The organism is Noviherbaspirillum sp. (assembly GCF_035254685.1).
GTDB lineage: Bacteria > Pseudomonadota > Gammaproteobacteria > Burkholderiales > Burkholderiaceae_D > Noviherbaspirillum.
The window spans coordinates 263976-282677 of sequence record NZ_DATFAI010000022.1; the positions used below are offsets into that span (position 1 = coordinate 263976).

The following is an 18702-nucleotide window of genomic DNA, read 5'->3' on the forward strand; positions in this document are numbered from 1 at the left end:
GGATAATAGTGCCCGGGACTCATTGAAATACAATCATGAACAAGCGTACCCGAATCAAGATTTGCGGCCTGACCAGGATCGATGACGTACAGGCGGCCGTTGCGGCTGGAGCCGATGCCATCGGTTTCGTCTTCTATCCAAAGAGCCCGCGCTACGTTTCTCCCGAGGCGGCAGCGCAGCTGCTCAGGGCCGTCCCGCCATTCGTGACAAGCGTTGGTCTGTTCGTCAATACTGACGCCGCAGAAGTGGAGGCGGTTGTCAGACAAGCACCGGTTTCCATGTTGCAATTTCATGGTGATGAAAGCATCGAACATTGCGTGGCGGTGGCGCGGTCGGTCAACCGGCCGTTCCTGCGGGCGGCACGGATTGGCGCGGCGACATCCGGTGCCGATTTGATAGAATACGAAGATAGTTATCGCGCTGCCAGTCACTTGTTCTCCGGTTTGCTGCTGGACACTCTTGTGGAGGGTTATGGCGGCGGTGGAAAGGTTTTCGATTGGTCTCTCATCCCAAAAGAGCTCGCGCCTCGGGTCGTTTTAAGTGGTGGCTTGAGCGTGCAAAACGTCGCTGAAGCCGTGCTTCGGGTGCGCCCTCACGCCGTTGACATCAGCAGCGGTGTTGAATTGTCGAAGGGAATCAAGGATCCCGCCAGGATAAACGCCTTCATCGAGGCAGTGCGCGCGGCGGACACGACACTGAGCAATACATCGAGAGAATGACCATGAAAGAACTGAATGCGCTGGGTAACTACCCCGAGCGCCAGCCTGCTCCAAGGGCGGCTGTCTACCAGGAGGCCCACTATAACCTGCCTGATGCTCGCGGGCATTTCGGCCAGTATGGCGGCACCTTCGTTTCCGAAACACTCACGCATGCGCTGACCGAATTGAAGGATGCGTACGCGCGTTACCGCAAGGATCCGAATTTCCTCGCCGAGTTCGAAGACGAGTTGAAGCATTTCGTCGGCCGTCCCAGTCCGATTTATCACGCGAAGCGCTGGTCGGAAATGATGGGCGGCGCGCAAATCTATTTCAAGCGCGAAGACCTCAATCACACGGGCGCCCACAAGATCAACAACGTGATCGGCCAGGCATTGCTGGCCAAGCGCATGGGCAAGCCGCGCGTGATTGCCGAGACGGGCGCAGGCCAGCATGGCGTTGCAACGGCTACCATCTGCGCGCGTTTCGGCCTTGAATGCGTGGTCTACATGGGCTCCGAAGACGTCAGGCGCCAGGTGCAGAACGTCTACCGGATGGAGCTGCTCGGCGCAAAGGTGGTGCCGGTCGAGTCCGGCTCGAAGACGTTGAAGGATGCGCTCAACGAAGCCATGCGCGACTGGGTCACTAACGTGGAAAACACGTTCTACATCATCGGCACGGTGGCCGGGCCGCATCCGTACCCGATGATGGTGCGCGACTTCCAGTCGGTGATCGGCAACGAATGCCTGGAGCAGATGCCCGAGATGACCGGCCGCCAGCCGGACTGTGTGGTTGCCTGCGTCGGCGGCGGTTCGAACGCAATGGGCATCTTCTATCCTTATATCGACTACAAGGATGTTCAGCTCATCGGCGTCGAAGCCGCCGGTGACGGACTGGAAACAGGCAGGCACTCCGCCTCCCTGATCGCCGGTTCTCCTGGCGTCCTGCACGGCAACCGTACCTACCTGCTGCAGGATGAAAACGGGCAGATCATCGAGACGCATTCGGTGTCGGCAGGCCTGGATTATCCCGGGGTCGGTCCCGAGCACGCATACCTGAAGGATATCGGCCGCGCGAAGTATGTGGCAATCACGGATGACGAGGCGCTGGCGGCATTCCACAATTGCTGCCGCATCGAGGGAATCATCCCGGCACTGGAATCGAGCCATGCCCTGGCGTATGCCGCCAAGCTTGCTGCAACCCTGCCGAAGGACAAGATCATTCTGGCTAACCTCTCCGGGCGCGGCGACAAGGATATGCACACCGTTGCCGAGCGGTCGAAGAAGAAACTCTGATATCGCAACCGGGGAAGACGAGCCTTGCAAGGCGCATGGCTCCGATGGCCTCCGGATCGACGGGATAACAACGAATACATCATCATGTCCAGAATTCAATCTACCTTGTCTGCGCTTGCAGCGAAAAGCAAAAAAGGCCTGATTCCTTTCATCACCGCCGGCGATCCGGCACCGGAGCTGACAGTACCGCTCATGCACGCCTTGGTGGCGGGCGGTGCCGACATCATCGAACTCGGCGTGCCTTTCTCCGATCCTATGGCTGATGGCCCCGTCATCCAGCGCGCATCCGAGCGTGCTCTGGCGAATGGCGTCGGCATGCACCAGGTATTGCAGTTCGTTACCGAATTTCGAAAGAGCAATCAGTCGACTCCGGTTGTCCTGATGGGCTATGCGAACCCGATCGAGCACATGGGGGAATCGACGTTCATCCAGAACGCGAAACAGGCGGGTGTCGACGGCGTGCTTGTCGTCGACTATCCACCCGAGGAGTGCCAGGACTTTGCGGCCTCGTTGAAGGAAGCCGGGCTTGATCCGATCTTCCTGCTCGCGCCGACCTCGACCGATGAACGCATCGAGGAGGTTGGAAAGATTGCATCGGGATACGTGTATTACGTATCGCTGAAAGGCGTGACCGGTTCGGGACATCTCGACTTGGGCGCGGTCGCATCGAAGATTCCGGCCATCAAGCAACATGTCAAGGTTCCGGTCGGCGTCGGCTTCGGTATCCGGGATGCTGCCACCGCAAAGGCAATCGCGTCGGTCTCCGATGCAGTCGTGATCGGCAGCCGTATCATCCAGGAACTGGAAAACACGCCGCGCGACAATGCAGTGCAGGCAGTGCAGGCATTTATCTCCGGCATCCGCAAGGCACTGGATGAATGACAGTTGTCAAACCTGCCAGTAGTGGCAGATTTGTAATCACCATCGCATATTGGCGCGCGTCAACTCGAGCGGTAAAATGCGGAACCGAAAAAATTGAGAAGAGGTCACGATGAGCTGGCTTGAAAAACTGCTTCCCCCGCGCATTCAGCGCTCCGAGTCCGCCACCCGCCGGTCGATTCCCGAAGGGCTCTGGGTCAAATGCCCTTCATGCGAAGCAGTGCTCTATCGTACCGACCTGGAGTCCAATCTCCACGTCTGCCCGAAATGCGATCACCACATGCGCATCCGCGCACGCGAGCGCCTTGACACGCTGCTCGACGCTGGCGGCCGTTATGAAATCGGCCAGGAAGCGTTGCCGGTCGATTCGCTGAAGTTCAAGGACAGCAAGAAATATCCGGATCGTTTGAAGGATGCGATCGATGCCACTGGCGAAACCGACGCCATGGTCGTCATGGGCGGATCGATCATGACGCTGCCGGTCGTGGTTGCCTGTTTCGAATTCGAATTCATGGGCGGTTCGATGGGTTCCGTTGTCGGCGAGCGCTTCGTGCGTGGTGCGCAGACCGCGCTGGAGCAGAAGGTGCCTTTCATCTGCATCACTGCCACCGGTGGTGCGCGTATGCAGGAAGGTTTGCTGTCTCTGATGCAGATGGCCAAGACCACCGCGATGCTGACCAAGCTGTCCGAGAAGAAATTGCCTTTCGTTTCAGTGCTGACCGATCCGACCATGGGCGGCGTGTCGGCTTCCTTCGCCTTCATGGGCGACGTCGTGATCGCGGAACCGAAAGCCCTGATCGGCTTTGCCGGACCGCGCGTGATCGAGAACACGGTGCGCGAGAAACTGCCGGAAGGTTTCCAGCGTGCAGAATTCCTGCTGCAGAAGGGTGCCATCGACATGATCGTCGATCGTCGCAAGATGCGCGAAGAGATTGCCCATGTGCTTGCCCTGCTGCAGAACCAGCCGGCCGAAGTACTGGCCTGATTATTGAATGAACACACCAAGCCCGGACTGACCCAAGTCCGGGCTTTTTTGCTTTGAAGTTCCCCATCATGAACAAGCTTCCCACTACACTCTCCGACTGGCTTGCCAAACTGGAAACGATGCACCCAAAAGCCATCGACATGGGCCTGGAGCGCGTCGCGCAGGTCAAGGATCGCCTCGGCATTCGCTTCGACTGCCCGGTCATCATCGTCGGCGGAACCAACGGCAAGGGGTCGACCTGCGCCATGCTGGAGTCGATCCTTCTGCAAGCCGGCTATCGCGTCGGTACATACACATCGCCACATCTGCTCGACTTCAATGAGCGCGCGCGCCTCAACGGCGAACTGGCTTCCGACGAGGCACTGATCGAGCAGTTCGCCGCCGTCGAGGCAGGCCGTGGAGAGGTGTCGCTGACCTATTTCGAATTCACGACGCTCGCCGTCATGCGGCTGTTCGCACAGGCGCGACCGGACGCTGTGATTTTCGAAGTCGGCCTGGGCGGTCGCCTTGATGCCGTCAACGTTCTCGATGCCGACGTCGCCATCGTCACCAGCGTGGACATCGACCACACCGATTACCTCGGCAGCACGCGCGAGGAGATCGGATTCGAGAAGGCTGGCATTTTCCGTCCTGGCAAGACAGCCATCTGCGGCGACCCGATACCACCGCAATCCCTGGTCGACCACGCGCAGGCCATCGGTGCCGACCTCTGGCTGTTCGGCCGCGATTACAACTATGCGGGAGACAAGCAGCAGTGGAACTACGGTGGCCGCGGACAACGGCGCAATTCGCTCGGCTATCCGGCATTGCGCGGCGCGAATCAGTTGCTCAATGCCGCGGCAGCGCTCGCCGCGCTGGAAGCCTTGCGCAATCGTTTGCCTGTCGGCGCGCAGGAAGTGCGCAACGGCCTCGTGATGGTGGATCTGCCCGGCCGGTTCCAGGTGCTGCCGGGGCGCCCGACGGTGATCCTCGACGTTGCGCATAATCCGCATGCCGCTGCGACGCTCGCACAGAACCTCAACCACATGGCTTTCCATCCTTATACCTATGCGGTATTCGGCGCGATGCAGGATAAGGACATCAGCGGCATCATCGCCCAGATCAAGGACAAGATCGACCACTGGTGCGTGACCGACCTCCCGCTGCCGCGCGCAGCGACGGCGGAGCAGATCAGGCAGAAACTGCTGGATGCAGGCGTTATTCCGGAGGCGAAGGCGGGCGCGGAGCGCACCATCCAGACCTTTTCCTCGCCCGCTGCCGCCTACGCGAATGCCCTCAGCAGGGCAGGGGAGAATGATAGAATTGCGGTTTTCGGATCCTTCCTTACCGTCGCCGGCGTGATGGAGGCCAGAAGGGCCGAGGGCTTGTCTTGATGGACATGCTGTTTTATCAAGACCGCTTCTGAATTCACCGATGGACTTCATTTTTATCGCATGAGCTTGTTCTCGTTCCTTCGTAAAAACAAGCAAGAACCGGCTTCCGACGACAGCGCGTTCTATTCGCGCGCGGAGGAGGAATCCAAGGCGGTCCGCAGCCGCACAAAGCAGCGCCGCAAGTCCAGCGAGAGCGGCCGGGGTGCCGATCCGGTCGATCCCGTCCTGCCGGAGAAAAAGCGTGCGCGCCGCCGCCTGATCGGGGCCGTGGCACTGGTCCTCGCGGCAGTGATCGGTTTGCCAATGATCCTCGATTCGGAACCGAAGCCGGTTGCCGATGACATCACGATCCAGATTCCGTCCAAGGACAAGATCACTTCTTCGAACACTGCCCATCCCACTGCAGCGCCGAAAATTGCCGCGGCTGATGCCCTCGATCCGAAGGAAGAAGTGATCGATCCGCCCGTCGCTCCGACGGAAGCCGCCGCGGCGACACCGGCCGATGCGAAGCATCCGGATGTGAAGGCTCCTGAAACGAAGGAATCCGGGAAGAAGCCGGAGACTGTTGCGACAGCGCCTGAAGCATCCAAGGCAAAGAGCCCGGCGAAGCATGAAGCGGAAGTGGTAAAGACGTCGATCGTCGAAAAGCCGGCAGCCGCAGCCGTTGCCCCGGCGCCGAAGACCGAGGCCAGGACTGATGCCAAAGCTGCAGAACATTCCAAGGATGCAGCACGCGCCAAGGCGCTGTTGGAAGGCAAAGCGGACCCGGCAAAGGCGGCCGAGAAGAGGCCAGGGAAATTCGTTATCCAGGTGGCAGCCCTCGCGAGCAAGGAAAAGGTCGACGAGCTTCAGTCCCGGCTCAAAGGCGCCGGCATCAAGTCCTATACGCAGAAGGTTGCGACGAGCTCGGGAGACCGCATCCGCATTCGGGTCGGTCCGTTCGCCAACAAGGAAGAGGCGGAAAAAGTTCGGGCCAAGGTCAACAAGCTCGGACTGAACGGCACGCTGGTGCCTGCTTGAATTCCGCCAGGTCGTGACGATATTCGATTATCTGGTACTGTTCGTTCTGGTCTGCTCGGTGGTCATCAGCACCTTGCGCGGGCTGGTCAAGGAGATACTGTCGCTGCTGGGCTGGATCGTTTCCTTTATCGTGGCGAACGCTTACAGCGAGGATCTCGCAGCCTTGCTGCCTGACATGATTCCCGGCAATGTCACGCGACTGATCGTGGCATTTATTGCACTGTTTATCGGAGTCAGGTTGCTGATGATGTTATTGACCATGGCCCTTGATGCTGTCATCAAGGCGAGCGGCCTGACATTGGCGGATCGCGGACTTGGCAGCCTGTTCGGATTGGCGCGCGGCCTGCTCATCGTGCTCGCGGCCGTCCTGGTATGCGGAATGACAGCCATTCCGCAGCAGCCATTCTGGAAGGAGGCCATGCTGAGCCCGCTGGCGGAGACTGCCGCTCGTACGGCCAAGCCCTTCCTGCCGGGCGATATCGCACGGCATGTACAGTTTTGAATTGTCTTAGTTGAGGAGTCCACCATGTGTGGCATAGTTGGCGTTGTTTCCCATAATCCGGTTAACCAGCTGATCTACGATGCGCTGCTGCTCCTGCAGCACCGCGGCCAAGATGCCGCAGGCATCGCAACCAATCACGGCAATACGTTCTCCATGCACAAGGCCAACGGCCTGGTGCGTGACGTTTTCCGTACGCGCAACATGCGTTCCCTGCCGGGCAATGCTGGCATCGGCCAGGTGCGTTATCCCACTGCCGGTTCCGACAGTGAGGAAGAGGCGCAGCCCTTCTACGTGAACGCGCCGTTCGGCATCATCCTCGCCCACAACGGTAACCTGACCAACTGGGAACAGCTCAAGATCGAGATGTTCAAGAACGATCGCCGCCACATCAACACCGACTCCGATTCTGAAGTCCTGCTGAACGTGCTGGCGCATGAGATCCAGCAGGTCACCACCGGCTACTCACTCGATCCATCTGCGTTGTTCAAGGCTGTCAGCGCGCTGCACAAGCGCGTGCGCGGTTCGTACGCGGTGGTGGCGCAGATCGCGGGTTATGGCTTGCTGGCGTTCCGTGATCCGTTCGGCATCCGCCCGCTCTGCATCGGCTTCAATGATACCGAGAAGGGACCGGAGTACATGCTGGCCAGCGAATCCGTTGCACTGGAAGGCCTTGGTTTCCGCTTCCTGCGTGATGTGATGCCGGGCGAGGCGATCTTCATCGACCTGGACGGCAAGCTGTACAACCAGCAGTGTGCAGAGAACCCGATATTGAGTCCCTGCGCGTTCGAATTCGTCTACCTCGCGCGCCCGGACTCGGTGATCGACGGCGCATCGGTCTACGCATCGCGCCTGAAGATGGGCGAATATTTGGCGGAGAAGATCAGGAAGCAGTTTCCGCTGGGTGATATCGACGTGGTGATGCCAATTCCCGATTCATCGCGTCCGGCGGCGATGGAACTGGCCTTGAAGCTGAACCTGGATTATCGCGAAGGCTTCATCAAGAACCGCTACATCGGCCGAACCTTCATCATGCCCGGCCAGGCAGAGCGCAAGAAGTCGGTGCGGCAGAAGCTCAATGCGATCAGCAGCGAGTTCAAGAGCAAGAGCGTGCTGCTGGTCGACGACTCGATCGTGCGCGGCACTACCAGCCGCGAGATCGTGCAGATGGCGCGCGACTCCGGCGCCAAGCGCGTGATCTTCGCATCCGCCGCGCCGCCGGTGAAATATCCGAACGTCTATGGTATCGATATGCCGACGCGCAACGAGCTGATTGCCCATGGACGTACCGAAGAGGAAGTGTGCCGGGAAATCACGGCCGATGCACTCGTCTATCAGGATGTCGAGGCACTCAAGCGTTCGATCTCCGACGTCAATCCGGCGCTCAAGCGCTTCGAGGCATCCTGCTTCGACGGTATCTACGTGACCGGCGATATCTCGCGTGACTATCTCGACCGCATCGAATATGTGCGCAACCATCCGAAGCCTTCCAGCGAGGATACGGTGCGTTCGCAACTGAACCTGAATCTCGCGCGCGTCGACTGAGCCTGCCAAGGTCGATGTATTCAAAAGCCCGCGGCCTTAATAGGCGCGGGCTTTTTGCCATCAGTGCAGGACGCGTCCTAGCAGCGACGCGAATTCGCGCGCGGGCAGAGGCTTGCTGAAAAAATATCCCTGCATCTCATCGCAATCGTGCCTGCGCAGGAACGCTACCTGCTCCTCCGTCTCGACACCTTCCGCGATCACTCTGAGGTTCAGGCTATGGCCAAGGGATATGACTGTGCTGGTAATGACAGCGTCGTCGGTATCGGTCGCGATGTCGCGCACGAAGGACTGGTCGATTTTCAGGTGGTGCAGCGGGAATCGCTTCAGGTAGCTGAGGCTGGAATAGCCTGTGCCGAAATCGTCGATCGACAGCTGTACCCCGAGCGCCTTGAGTTCTTTCATCTTGCTGATGAACAGTTCGGCGCTGCTCATAACGATGCTTTCCGTGAGTTCCAGTTCAAGATGACGTGCATCGAGCCCCATGTTGTCGAGCGCCATGGCCACCGAATCGACCAGGCCTTCCTGGCGGAACTGCCGCGCCGACAGGTTCACTGAAACGCTGATCGGAGGCAGCCCTGCGTCCTGCCACGCCTTGTTCTGCGCGCAGGCGGTATGCAGGACCCATTCGCCGATCGGCACGATCAGGCCGATTTCTTCGGCCATCGGGATGAAGCGAGTCGGCGGCACCAGCCCCAGCTCGGGGTGTCGCCAGCGGATAAGCGCTTCGGCGCCGATGATCCGGCTGCTGCGCGCGTCCACCTTGGGTTGGTAGAACAGCTCGAACTCGTCGCGATCGAGCGCCCGCCGCAGTGCGCTCTCCAGTTCTGCGCGTTCCAGCGCACGTGCGCTCATCTCCTGCGAATAGAACTGGAACGCATTGCCGTGCTCTTCCTTGGCGCGGTACATGGCATTGTCCGCATTGCGCAGCAGGGACTGCGTGTCGTCGCCGTCGTCCGGATACAGGGTGGCACCGATGCTGACCGTGATGAATACTTCGTTGCCTTCCACGTGGAAGGGCGCGGACAAGGCATCGAATATCTTCAGCACGACCGCGGAGACATCCTGCGGGCGTGGCAGGTCAGGCAGCAGGATGATGAATTCGTCGCCACCCTGGCGCGCCACCGTATCGCCGTCGCGCACGACCTTCGTGAGGCGCCGGGACACTTCGAGCAGCAATTTGTCCCCGAGCTTGTGTCCGAAGCTGTCGTTGATGCTCTTGAACCGGTTGAGGTCCAGGAACAGCACTGCCAGCAGCAAACCGTTGCGGCGCGCATGCGCCATCGCCTGCCCGATGCGGTCGCCGAGCAGGTTGCGGTTGGCAAGGCCGGTCAGGGCATCATGGTCGGCCAGGTATTCGATGCGCGCTTCATAATCCTTGCGTTCGCTGACGTCGACGGTGACACCATCGAAGCGCAACAGGCGGCCCTGCTGGTCGCGTATCGCCCGTGCGCGCTCTTCCACCCAGCGGGTTTCGCCGTCAGGGCGAATGATCCGGTATTCGCGCTTGAATGCGCCCGATTCGCCCAGCCGCGCATGCACCTTGCGCACCGCAGCCCGGTCCTCCGGGTGCACGGCCTCGAACCAGAGGTTTCGGTCGTCATAGAACTCCTGCAATGGCCTGCCGTAGATTCTCTCCACCATGGCGTTGAGGTAGATGAAGCCGGCGCTATTGGCCGACCAGACGGCATTGTCGATCGAATCGAGTATGCCCGAGAGCTTTTCTTCGGTAGCACGCAGGTCCTGCTCGGCCTTGTCGCGTGCCGCCCTGGTGCGCAGGCTCTTCACGCCGAACGCGATATCGGCAGCGAGGCCTTCGAACAGGGCAATCTGTTCGTTGTCGAAGGATTCCGGTTCGTCCTCATAGATCGTCAGGGCGCCGAATACATGGTCCTTGTTACGCAGGGGCAGGGATACCGCGAGCGTGTTTTCGGCGATCTCTCCGCTTGTCGCCTGCGGCGGCAACTCTGCAGGGGCGGCGGCAGCGGAATCCGTTGCCTGCCCGGCGCTCGCCACGCAGGTCATGCTGCCGTCTGCATTGGCATAGAGGATGCGCGCCATGCGATAGCCGCCGGCTTCGACAATCGTCCTGCACATGTCCTGCAGCAGGCTGGTCTCATCGGTGGCGTGCACCATGACATGATTACATTCCGCCATCACCGTCCGCGCGGAGAGCATGCGGCGCAATGCCTCCTGCGCCTGCTTGCGTTCGCTGACCTCCACCGTCAGCTGCGCATGCTGTTTCTGGATCTCCCCGTAGAGGGCGAGATTTTCATGGACAACCGCCAGTTGCGCGGCCACAGTGGATGCTGCGCGCTCGTCGATATCGGTGAATTCCTCGGAGCCCAGCTTGTCGATTAGGTACAGCCAGCCGAACAGCTTTTCCTTCGAGGCGATGGGTACGGCAAGCATGGAGTGGACCGGTGGATGCGCCGCGGGCAGGCCAACCAGCTGCGGGTCGCCATCCAGCCCGCTTACGCGTTTCGCGGCGCGTTCGATGAGTGTTGCGCCGAGCATGCCCTCGCGCGGGCGCGGTGTCGCGAGCCGGGCCAGTGCCGCGTCGTCCAGTCCGCGCGTGATGTAGCGCTCCAGGTGCTGGCCCCGACTGTCCAGCATGCCGACCGCCGCAAACTTCGCAAGGCAGATGTCCTGCAGGACGCGACAGGAGATTTCAAGCAGGTGCGTGGGGTCGCGCTCGGCCGCCAGGTCGATGCCGAGCTCGATCAAAGCCGTCGAGCGCAGGCTCACTGCTTGCAGGCGGGTCAATGCGCTCGAGAGTCGCTGCACGACTTCATGCAGTCCCCCTACATCGGAGTGCTCTCCGCCGCCACTGCGTGCCAGTTGCGACACCATGTCGCGGCTGTCCTCAAGCTCGCCCAGGTATTTCGTCATTTCGCTCTCAAGCCCCGCCGCCCTTGGAGGCTCTCTCTGCGCGGACTGCGCAGCCGTCTCGTGGGGCAAGGCAAGTGCTTCATGGATGGCCCTGAGAATGGTTTCCGGCGCCGATGGCTTGGCCAGGATCCAGCGCACGCCGCAGGCCGTCGCCATGATGCCCGCCTCGCGCTCGTGGTACGCGGCGGTATGGAAAATGACCGGAGTATCGGCCATGGACGGAATCTCGCGCAGGCGCGTGACGAATTCGTATCCGTCCATGTTGGGCATGAGGATGTCGGCGATGATGAGATCGGGGCGGTGGGCGCGGGCGATTCCGATCGCCTCCGCGCCATCCGTCGCCTCGAACACATGATGACCGCTTTGACCAAGCAGAACCATCAAGAACTGCCGGTTCAGCGCGTGGTCGTCAACGATCAGGATCGTTGCCATCTTCACTCCTTTGTTGTTGGTACCGATGCTTGCCCTGCTTTTCGCGGGGCAGGAAATGCTGTATCGATGCGATGAAGGCGTCAGGATCCGTCGCCTGGCAGACGTAGCCGTCGAAACCGGCAACTTTTAGCCGCTCTTCGTCATCTGGCACGACCGCAGTCATGGCGATGACGGGAATGTCCTGCAAGGCGGGATCCATGCTCAGGCGCCTTGCCAGGGCATAGCCGTCAAGGTGGGGCAGGTGCACGTCGCAGACGATCAGATCGGGACGGTCAAGCCCCGCCAATTCGAGGCCCTCGGTCTCGTCATGCGCATAGAAGGTGTCGAAGCCGCACGCCCTCAGCTGGTAGGCCATGAGTTCCATGCTGGCCGGGTCGTCTTCGATCAGGAGAATGCGTGCAGGCATCGGCAGGTACTCCTTCGCATCTGCAGCCATGCGCATGCGCCATGCGGTCATGCGCACCGTGTGTTTTCCATGGGCAGGGCCGCAATACGGCTCCGGTTTTGTTTGCTGCTCGGACAGCACCATCTTGCGCCTGTCATGCAGGCTGCTTCTTGACGGGGATAAAGGCGGGATCGGATTCCCGGTCGGTGCAGGATGTGTAAGGCCCTCTCGGGCAGGGCTTGCGAAGTCGGCTTGTCAAAATCTCTCTGCATGGTTTCATTGAATCTGCCGGCATCTGTCGGCGTATCTTGCCGGAAGGTAAGCAAGGCACCATTCCGGGCTGCGGACACTCATGGTTTTTGGCGCGGATACCTAAGATCACAATTGAATGAATTAGTGCAAAAATTTTTTGACAATGTTCGCCCCGCCCGTGGGGAAGCCATCGCTTGCGCGTGGAACGATTGAGCCTGCGAACGCTTCTGCCTGGCGCATTTTGAGATCGCCCCTTTTTGCGATAGGATAAAGCCCGCGCCGATTTGATTCTGCTTGCGGGCGCCGGAGCCGAGGCTCCGAACAAATGCTGCTAAAACGGATTACAGATTCGACATCAACCCGTTTTAGCCCGTGCTGAACGGGTTTTTTTTATTGCCATGACTGATACAAAAAAATACGGATTCACCACCACCATCCTGCATAGCGACCGCCAGAAACCGATCGAACACGGCTCGCTGCACAAGCCGATTCACACCTCAGTAGCGTTCGGTTACCGCGACGCGCGCCAGCTGGCCGAGGTGTTCCAGGGCAAGCAGCCAGGCTATCGCTACGGGCGGCAGGGCAATCCCACCGTCTCTGCACTGGAGGAAAAGGTCACGAAGATGGAACAAGGTCTTGCGACCATCTGCTTCTCGACGGGGATGGCGGCCATCGGCTCCATCGCGCAGGCGCTGCTGCGGAAGGGCGACCATGTCGTGTCGTCATCATTCCTCTTCGGCAATACCAACAGCCTGTGGCAAACCGTGGCCGGGCAGGGTGTCGATGTCACCATGGTCGATGCGACAGACGTGAAAAATGTCGCGGCCGCCATCACCCCGGCGACGCGCATCGTGTTCGTCGAGACCATCGCCAATCCGCGCACCCAGATCGCCGACCTGAAACGCATCGGCCAGCTTTGCCGCGACCGTGGCATCGTCTACGTGGTCGACAACACCATGACCTCGCCTTACCTGTTCCGTCCCCGCATGGTCGGCGCCAGCCTCGTGGTGAATGCGCTCACCAAATTCATCGGCGGCCATGGCATTGCGCTGGGCGGCAGCATCACCGACACCGGCCTGTACGACTGGACCCGATTCCCGAATATCTACGACAACTACAAGCGCTACGTGCCGGCGCAGTGGGGCATGGCGCAGATCCGCGCCAAGAGCCTGCGCGACTTCGGCGCCGCGCTTGGGCCGGAAGCGGCGCATCACATTGCCGTCGGCGCCGAGACCCTGGCATTGCGACTGGATCGGGAATGCACCAATGCGCTTGCCATTGCGCAGATGCTGGAAGCCGACGATCGCGTCGCCGCAGTACATTACCCGGGCCTCGCATCGCATCCGCAGCACAAGCTCGCCAGCGAACTGTTCAGCGGCTATGGCAGCCTGTTCAGCTTCGAGTTGAAGGAGGGCATCGACTGCTTCGATTACCTGAACCGCCTGAAGCTTGGCATTCCGGCCAGCAACCTGGGAGATACGCGCACGCTCGTCATCCCGGTTGCGCACACCATCTTCTACGAGATGGGATCAGAGCGCCGCGCCAGCATGGGGATTGCGGAAGCGTTGATCCGCGTGTCGGTCGGCATCGAGGATACGTCCGACCTGGTCGAGGACTTCAGGCAGGCGCTGGAAGGCTGAAAAGCGACAAACACCTGAATTTCCCAATAAAAACAATTCGCTGGAGAAAGTGGATTGTGGCTAAAATACGCGGATCATCCCCCTGCATGGAGCGCGTATGGCACGGCCGGAAAAGGTCCGCCTCGGTGAAATTTTGGTGCAGCAGAAGTTGCTTTCCGAAGAGCAACTTCAGTTCGCGCTAGGCGAGCAGAAGCGGACTGGCCGGAAGCTTGGACGTGTCTTCGTTGAGAACGGGCTGGTGACGGAAGAGCAGATTTCCGGTGCGCTCGCCCGCCAGCTCAGCATCCCCTACATCAACCTCAAGTTCTTCAACATCGATCCGGAAGTGGTGCGCTCGCTTCCGGAAACGCAGGCGCGGCGCTTCCGCGCCATCGCGCTGGAATCCCGTGGCAGTGCGTTGTTGATCGGGATGGCCGACCCCACCGACCTCTTCGCCTATGACGAGATTTCGCGCGTCGTCAAGCGGCCGATCGAACTCGCCGTCGTCAACGAGGGCGAGCTGCTGCAGACGATCGATCGCATCTATCGCCGCACTGAAGAGATCACCGATTTCGCCCGCGAGCTCGAACAGGATCTTGGCGACAGCTACGTCGACTTCGGCAGCCTCGGCGGGGCGTCCGGTATCGAAGAAGCGCCAGTCGTCAAGCTGCTGCAATCCGTGTTCGACGACGCGAGCCAGGTGCGGGCATCCGACATCCACATCGAGCCGCAGGAAAGCCGCCTGCAGATCCGCTTCCGCATCGACGGCGTGCTGCATCTGCAGACCGAAGCGGACAGCAAGATCGCCCAGGCGCTCGCCTTGCGCCTGAAGCTGATGTCCGGTCTCGACATATCAGAAAAACGCCTGCCGCAGGACGGGCGCTTCGCGATCAAGGTGAAGCAGCAGCAGGTAGACGTGCGTATCTCGACCATGCCGACGCAATACGGCGAATCGGTGGTCATGCGCTTGCTGAACCAGAGCGGCGGCATCCTCAAGCTCGATTCGATCGGCATGCCGCCATCGATGGTGAAAAAATTCCGCGCGATCCTGCAGCGCCCGAACGGCCTCGTGCTCGTGACCGGCCCCACCGGCAGCGGCAAGACCACCACGCTGTACGGCGCGCTGGCCGAGCTCAACAGCATGGAGCGCAAGCTGATCACGGTCGAAGACCCGGTCGAATACCGCCTGCCCGGCGTGAACCAGGTGCAGATCAACGAAAAGATCGACCTCACCTTTGCGCGCGTGTTGCGTTCCGCCTTGCGCCAGGATCCGGACGTGGTGCTGGTCGGCGAAATGCGCGACCAGGAAACGGCCCAGATCGGCATGCGCGCCGCGCTCACCGGCCACCTTGTGCTCTCCACACTGCACACCAACGACGCTGTCAGCACGCCGGTCCGCCTGCTCGACATGGGCGTGCCGCGCTACATGGTCGCGACATCGCTGCAGGCCGTTCTCGCGCAACGCCTCGTGCGCGTGATCTGCGAAAGCTGCGCCGAACCCTATGCGCTGAAACCGAGCGAGCAGGAATGGCTGAAGTTCGAACTTGGCGACACCGTCAGTGCCCGTAGATACCTGCACGGCCGCGGCTGCACGCACTGCAACGGCACCGGCTATCACGGACGCACCGGTGTGTACGAAATGCTTGAAATGAACGAGGCGGTGGCGACTGCGGCCAACCATCATGACCCGGCGCACTTCATGAAAGTCGCGCAGGAGCAGATGGCGGGGCAGACGTTGCGCCGGCACGCCGTGGCGCTGGTCGTCGCCGGCAAGACCACCGTATCGGAAGCAATGCGCATCAGTAACCAGTTCGACGATTAAGCAACGATTAAGCAACGATTAAGCCCTCCTGACCACGAGCCGACCCAGGAACCAACGTGCCGTACTTTGCCTACAAAGCCCGCAACGCCCGAGGAGAAATGCTGCAGGGCGTCCTCGAAGGCGCCGACAGCGGCGCGGTGGCGGACCAGCTGTTCAGCACCGGCGTCACGCCCGTGGAAATCTCCGTGACGAGCAAGCCGGTGACGGATGCCGCAGAAGGCTGGTGGGCAAAGCTGACCGAACAGAAGATCCGGTCGATCGACGTTCAGCTCTTCAGCCGCCAGCTCTATACCTTGTTAAAGGCCGGCGTCCCGATCATGCGCGGCCTGGCGGGATTGCAGGAATCGGCCATCAACAAGTCCTTCGCGCGTGTCGTGAAGGACTTGCGCGAATCGCTCGACGCCGGCCGCGAACTCTCGGCCGCCATGCGGCGCCATCCGGACGTGTTCTCGTCCTTCTTCCTGAGCATGGTGCGCGTGGGTGAAACCACGGGGCGTCTCGAAGAAATCTTCCTGCGCCTGTTCGACCACCTCGAATTCGAGCGGGACATGCGCGAGCGCGTCAAGACCGCCTTGCGTTATCCCATGTTCGTGGTCATCGCGATGCTGGTCGCCATTGCCATCATCAATCTGTTCGTCATCCCGGCCTTCGCCAAGGTCTACGCCGGATTCAACGCCAAGCTGCCGCTGATGACGCAGATCCTCATCAACACGTCCAATTTCACCATCCATTTTTGGCCGCTGATCCTGGCCGCGGCGGTCGGTGCAGCGATCGCATTCAAGATGTACATCGCGACTCCCGCAGGACGCTTCAAATGGGACAAGATCAAGCTGCGTTTCCCGATTGTCGGCAAGATCATTCTGAAGGCAGCGCTGGCGCGCTTCGCGCGCAGTTTCGCGCTCTCCAGCAAGAGCGGTGTGCCGATCGTGCAGGGATTGAATGTGGTGGCGCAGACTGTCGACAACGTCTACATCGCGAGCCGGGTCGAGCAGATGCGTGATGGTGTGGAGCGTGGTGAAAGCATCTTGCGTACGGCCGTGACGACTGGCGTGTTCACCCCGGTCGTGCTGCAGATGATCGCCATCGGCGAGGAGACCGGCGAAATCGACGACCTGATGGACGAGATCGCCGCGATGTACGAACGGGAAGTCGATTACGAGCTGAAAACGCTGTCGTCGCAGATCGAGCCGATCCTGATCGTCGGCCTCGGCATCCTGGTGCTGATCCTCGCGCTCGGTGTCTTCCTGCCGATCTGGGACCTGGGCAAGGCAGCCCTGCAGAAATGATGGGTAGGTGCATGCAAGCGGAAAGGGCAGCCGCATCTTCGCCGGCGGCCTGTGCCCTCATCCAATGAGAAGGGAGCGCGGCTTCTCGCTGCTGGAGTTGCTGGCAGCAGTTATCCTGATTTCGGTATTTGCGCTGTCCCTCATGGACCGCCTCAGGTTCTACCAGGAGCTGGCTGAAAAAGCCAACGCCGAATTCACGATCGCCCGCCTGAAAAGCGCGCTGCGAATCCAGATGGCCACCCTGATCGCCCAAGGTCGCACGCGTGAGTTTTCGTCGCTGGAACAGCAGAACCCCATGGACTGGCTGGAGGAGCGGCCTGGCAATTACCACGTCGTGTCAGGAAACGCTGGCCCGGAGCCGGGCTTCTGGCAATTCAACACGGATGACCGCGTGCTTACGTACTGGGTAACCCACGACGATTATTTCGAGCCTGACAAGTCCGGAAACAAGCGTATTCGCCTACGGGTAATAGCTGTGCGCGATACCTCCGGCTCGATCAGCGAAACACAAAACAGGGTTGTGACTGTTCGTCTCGAACTAGTGGAGCCTTACGTTTGGCTTAAATAATTCCTCATGGAAACAATTTGTTGCAAGTTGAGTCGGAAGACGTAAAGCGGGTGCAAAAAATTGATCTGGAGCGTGATTTTTTTCCGTGTGTCTATATAATTCCTGTTGACAATAGTGTTTCTGAATTGCATAACTGACCGAGCGAGATACATGCGAACGAGACAGGCTGGTTTCACCTTGATTGAACTGGTTGTCGTCATTAGCATCCTTGCGCTCCTGGCGGCATTCGCATTGCCACGGTTTGCCGCGCTGCAGACCGAAGCGCGCATTGCCAAGATGAATGCCGCGCTTGGATCGATCAAGGCAGCCGCGACACTCGCGCATGCGCTGCAGTTGGCGCAGAACCTTTCGCCATCGTCCCCGGTGACGATGGAAGGGCCAACCGGAAACATTGCAATGGCTTTGGGCTATCCGACGACTGACTTGCTGTCGATCGGACGCGCGGCTGGCCTTGTTGATGATTCGGGTAATGCGATTCAGGGGTATGTGCCGGTGAAGACCAGTGGAACAGTATTCACGGTCACACCGGATTCATCGCGCTCGAGCTGTTCGGTGACCTACACGGTGCCGGACGGAGCAGCAACGTTTGCACCTGCCTACAGCAACGCAAACATCACTACGGCAAATTGCCAATAACCGCACCATTCGATTTTGCATAAACAAGAAGTTAGAAAATTTTGTCCAGAGGAGGAAGTATGAACAAGCAGCAGTCCGGTTTTACCCTGATCGAATTGGTCGTGGTGATTGTGATCTTGGGTATTTTGGCGGCGACGGCGTTGCCGAAGTTTGTTGACCTTCAGTCTGATGCAAGAACTGCGGCGGTTCAGGGGGCAGCAGGTGCGTTGAGTTCGTATTCTGCTATCAATTACAGTGCATCGGTGGTCAGGGGAACAGGCGGATCTGACGTCATTCGCGTGACGAGTGCTAGTGGCGCCGCTGCTTTGACGGGGAATGTGACTGGCTGGGACTCTACAAAGTTTGTGATCGGGACCGAGGCCAGCTGCAGCGGCTCCAACGCCGGAGCAACCGCAAAGGCGACGCTCAGCTATAGCGGCGGTACTTCTGCAAATACCGCAACGGCGACAATCATTTGCACAGGCTGATTTTATTTGTCTTGTTTGTGGCGCCGGCCGGTTTCGGATCGGCGCCTTTGTATTT

At 60.0% G+C, this 18702-nt stretch carries 16 protein-coding genes; 14 read left to right on the forward strand and 2 right to left on the reverse strand.

Annotated features, from left to right (window positions below):
- Positions 1-35 precede the first annotated feature (35 nt).
- From VJ698_RS09170 to purF, 8 genes are all read left to right on the forward strand, one after another.
- Positions 36-719: a phosphoribosylanthranilate isomerase gene (locus tag VJ698_RS09170; protein ID WP_324102435.1), complete on the forward strand. Its 684-nt coding sequence runs from the start codon at positions 36-38 to the stop codon at positions 717-719.
- 2 nt (positions 720-721) lie between these two features.
- Positions 722-1990, forward strand: a complete 1269-nt coding sequence (gene trpB, locus VJ698_RS09175; RefSeq protein ID WP_324102436.1) for a tryptophan synthase subunit beta — start codon at positions 722-724, stop codon at positions 1988-1990.
- A gap of 84 nt (positions 1991-2074) precedes the next feature.
- The gene (gene trpA, locus VJ698_RS09180; RefSeq protein WP_324102437.1) at positions 2075-2872 is read left to right on the forward strand and encodes a tryptophan synthase subunit alpha; all 798 of its coding nucleotides are present in this window, start codon (positions 2075-2077) and stop codon (positions 2870-2872) included.
- A 109-nt stretch (positions 2873-2981) separates the two neighbouring features.
- Positions 2982-3854 (forward strand): acetyl-CoA carboxylase, carboxyltransferase subunit beta, encoded by an 873-nt coding sequence (accD, locus tag VJ698_RS09185; RefSeq protein ID WP_324102438.1) that lies wholly within the window; start codon positions 2982-2984, stop codon positions 3852-3854.
- Between the two features lie 68 nt (positions 3855-3922).
- On the forward strand, positions 3923-5227 hold the full coding sequence (folC, locus tag VJ698_RS09190; protein ID WP_324102439.1) for a bifunctional tetrahydrofolate synthase/dihydrofolate synthase: 1305 nt from the start codon (positions 3923-3925) through the stop codon (positions 5225-5227).
- Between the two features lie 60 nt (positions 5228-5287).
- Entirely contained in the window at positions 5288-6247 is a 960-nt protein-coding gene (locus tag VJ698_RS09195) for an SPOR domain-containing protein (protein ID WP_324102440.1), read from the forward strand.
- A 13-nt stretch (positions 6248-6260) separates the two neighbouring features.
- A complete protein-coding gene (locus VJ698_RS09200; protein WP_324102441.1) occupies positions 6261-6749 on the forward strand; it encodes a CvpA family protein in 489 nt (162 codons plus the stop codon).
- A gap of 24 nt (positions 6750-6773) precedes the next feature.
- Entirely contained in the window at positions 6774-8291 is a 1518-nt protein-coding gene (purF, locus tag VJ698_RS09205) for an amidophosphoribosyltransferase (RefSeq protein ID WP_324102442.1), read from the forward strand.
- Positions 8292-8351: 60 nt separating this feature from the next.
- Here the strand turns inward: purF and VJ698_RS09210 are convergent, their stop codons facing one another.
- Together VJ698_RS09210 and VJ698_RS09215 are read right to left on the reverse strand one after the other, a co-directional pair.
- Complete coding sequence (locus VJ698_RS09210; RefSeq protein ID WP_324102443.1) at positions 8352-11612, reverse strand: EAL domain-containing protein; 3261 nt, start codon at positions 11610-11612, stop codon at positions 8352-8354.
- On the reverse strand, positions 11590-12048 hold the full coding sequence (locus VJ698_RS09215; RefSeq protein WP_324102444.1) for a response regulator: 459 nt from the start codon (positions 12046-12048) through the stop codon (positions 11590-11592). The genes VJ698_RS09210 and VJ698_RS09215 overlap by 23 nt, the downstream gene beginning before the upstream one ends.
- Positions 12049-12647: 599 nt before the next feature.
- Between VJ698_RS09215 and VJ698_RS09220 the strand changes: the two genes are divergently transcribed.
- The 6 genes from VJ698_RS09220 (at position 12648) to VJ698_RS09245 (ending at position 18647) form a co-directional block, all read left to right on the forward strand.
- Complete coding sequence (locus VJ698_RS09220) at positions 12648-13889, forward strand: cystathionine gamma-synthase family protein (protein WP_324102445.1); 1242 nt, start codon at positions 12648-12650, stop codon at positions 13887-13889.
- 97 nt (positions 13890-13986) lie between these two features.
- Positions 13987-15690, forward strand: a complete 1704-nt coding sequence (locus tag VJ698_RS09225) for a GspE/PulE family protein (RefSeq protein ID WP_324102446.1) — start codon at positions 13987-13989, stop codon at positions 15688-15690.
- A gap of 56 nt (positions 15691-15746) precedes the next feature.
- Complete coding sequence (locus VJ698_RS09230) at positions 15747-16976, forward strand: type II secretion system F family protein (protein WP_324102447.1); 1230 nt, start codon at positions 15747-15749, stop codon at positions 16974-16976.
- Between the two features lie 7 nt (positions 16977-16983).
- On the forward strand, positions 16984-17544 hold the full coding sequence (locus VJ698_RS09235) for a type II secretion system protein (RefSeq protein WP_324102448.1): 561 nt from the start codon (positions 16984-16986) through the stop codon (positions 17542-17544).
- Positions 17545-17694: 150 nt separating this feature from the next.
- Positions 17695-18180 (forward strand): type II secretion system protein, encoded by a 486-nt coding sequence (locus VJ698_RS09240; RefSeq protein WP_324102449.1) that lies wholly within the window; start codon positions 17695-17697, stop codon positions 18178-18180.
- Between the two features lie 59 nt (positions 18181-18239).
- Entirely contained in the window at positions 18240-18647 is a 408-nt protein-coding gene (locus tag VJ698_RS09245; RefSeq protein WP_324102450.1) for a type II secretion system protein, read from the forward strand.
- Positions 18648-18702: the final 55 nt, after the last annotated feature.

Excerpts from the sequence above, each read along its gene's own strand:
- VJ698_RS09220 (WP_324102445.1), top strand. The coding sequence starts at position 12,648 with ATGACTGATACAAAAAAATACGGATTCACCACCACCATCCTGCATAGC.
- trpA (WP_324102437.1), top strand. The coding sequence starts at position 2,075 with ATGTCCAGAATTCAATCTACCTTGTCTGCGCTTGCAGCGAAAAGCAAA.
- VJ698_RS09195 (WP_324102440.1), top strand. The coding sequence starts at position 5,288 with ATGAGCTTGTTCTCGTTCCTTCGTAAAAACAAGCAAGAACCGGCTTCC.
- VJ698_RS09245 (WP_324102450.1), top strand. The coding sequence starts at position 18,240 with ATGAACAAGCAGCAGTCCGGTTTTACCCTGATCGAATTGGTCGTGGTG.
- VJ698_RS09240 (WP_324102449.1), top strand. The coding sequence starts at position 17,695 with ATGCGAACGAGACAGGCTGGTTTCACCTTGATTGAACTGGTTGTCGTC.
- purF (WP_324102442.1), top strand. The coding sequence starts at position 6,774 with ATGTGTGGCATAGTTGGCGTTGTTTCCCATAATCCGGTTAACCAGCTG.
- trpB (WP_324102436.1), top strand. The coding sequence starts at position 722 with ATGAAAGAACTGAATGCGCTGGGTAACTACCCCGAGCGCCAGCCTGCT.
- folC (WP_324102439.1), top strand. The coding sequence starts at position 3,923 with ATGAACAAGCTTCCCACTACACTCTCCGACTGGCTTGCCAAACTGGAA.
- VJ698_RS09215 (WP_324102444.1), bottom strand. The coding sequence starts at position 12,048 with ATGGCTGCAGATGCGAAGGAGTACCTGCCGATGCCTGCACGCATTCTC.
- VJ698_RS09210 (WP_324102443.1), bottom strand. The coding sequence starts at position 11,612 with ATGGCAACGATCCTGATCGTTGACGACCACGCGCTGAACCGGCAGTTC.
- accD (WP_324102438.1), top strand. The coding sequence starts at position 2,982 with ATGAGCTGGCTTGAAAAACTGCTTCCCCCGCGCATTCAGCGCTCCGAG.
- VJ698_RS09170 (WP_324102435.1), top strand. The coding sequence starts at position 36 with ATGAACAAGCGTACCCGAATCAAGATTTGCGGCCTGACCAGGATCGAT.
- VJ698_RS09225 (WP_324102446.1), top strand. The coding sequence starts at position 13,987 with ATGGCACGGCCGGAAAAGGTCCGCCTCGGTGAAATTTTGGTGCAGCAG.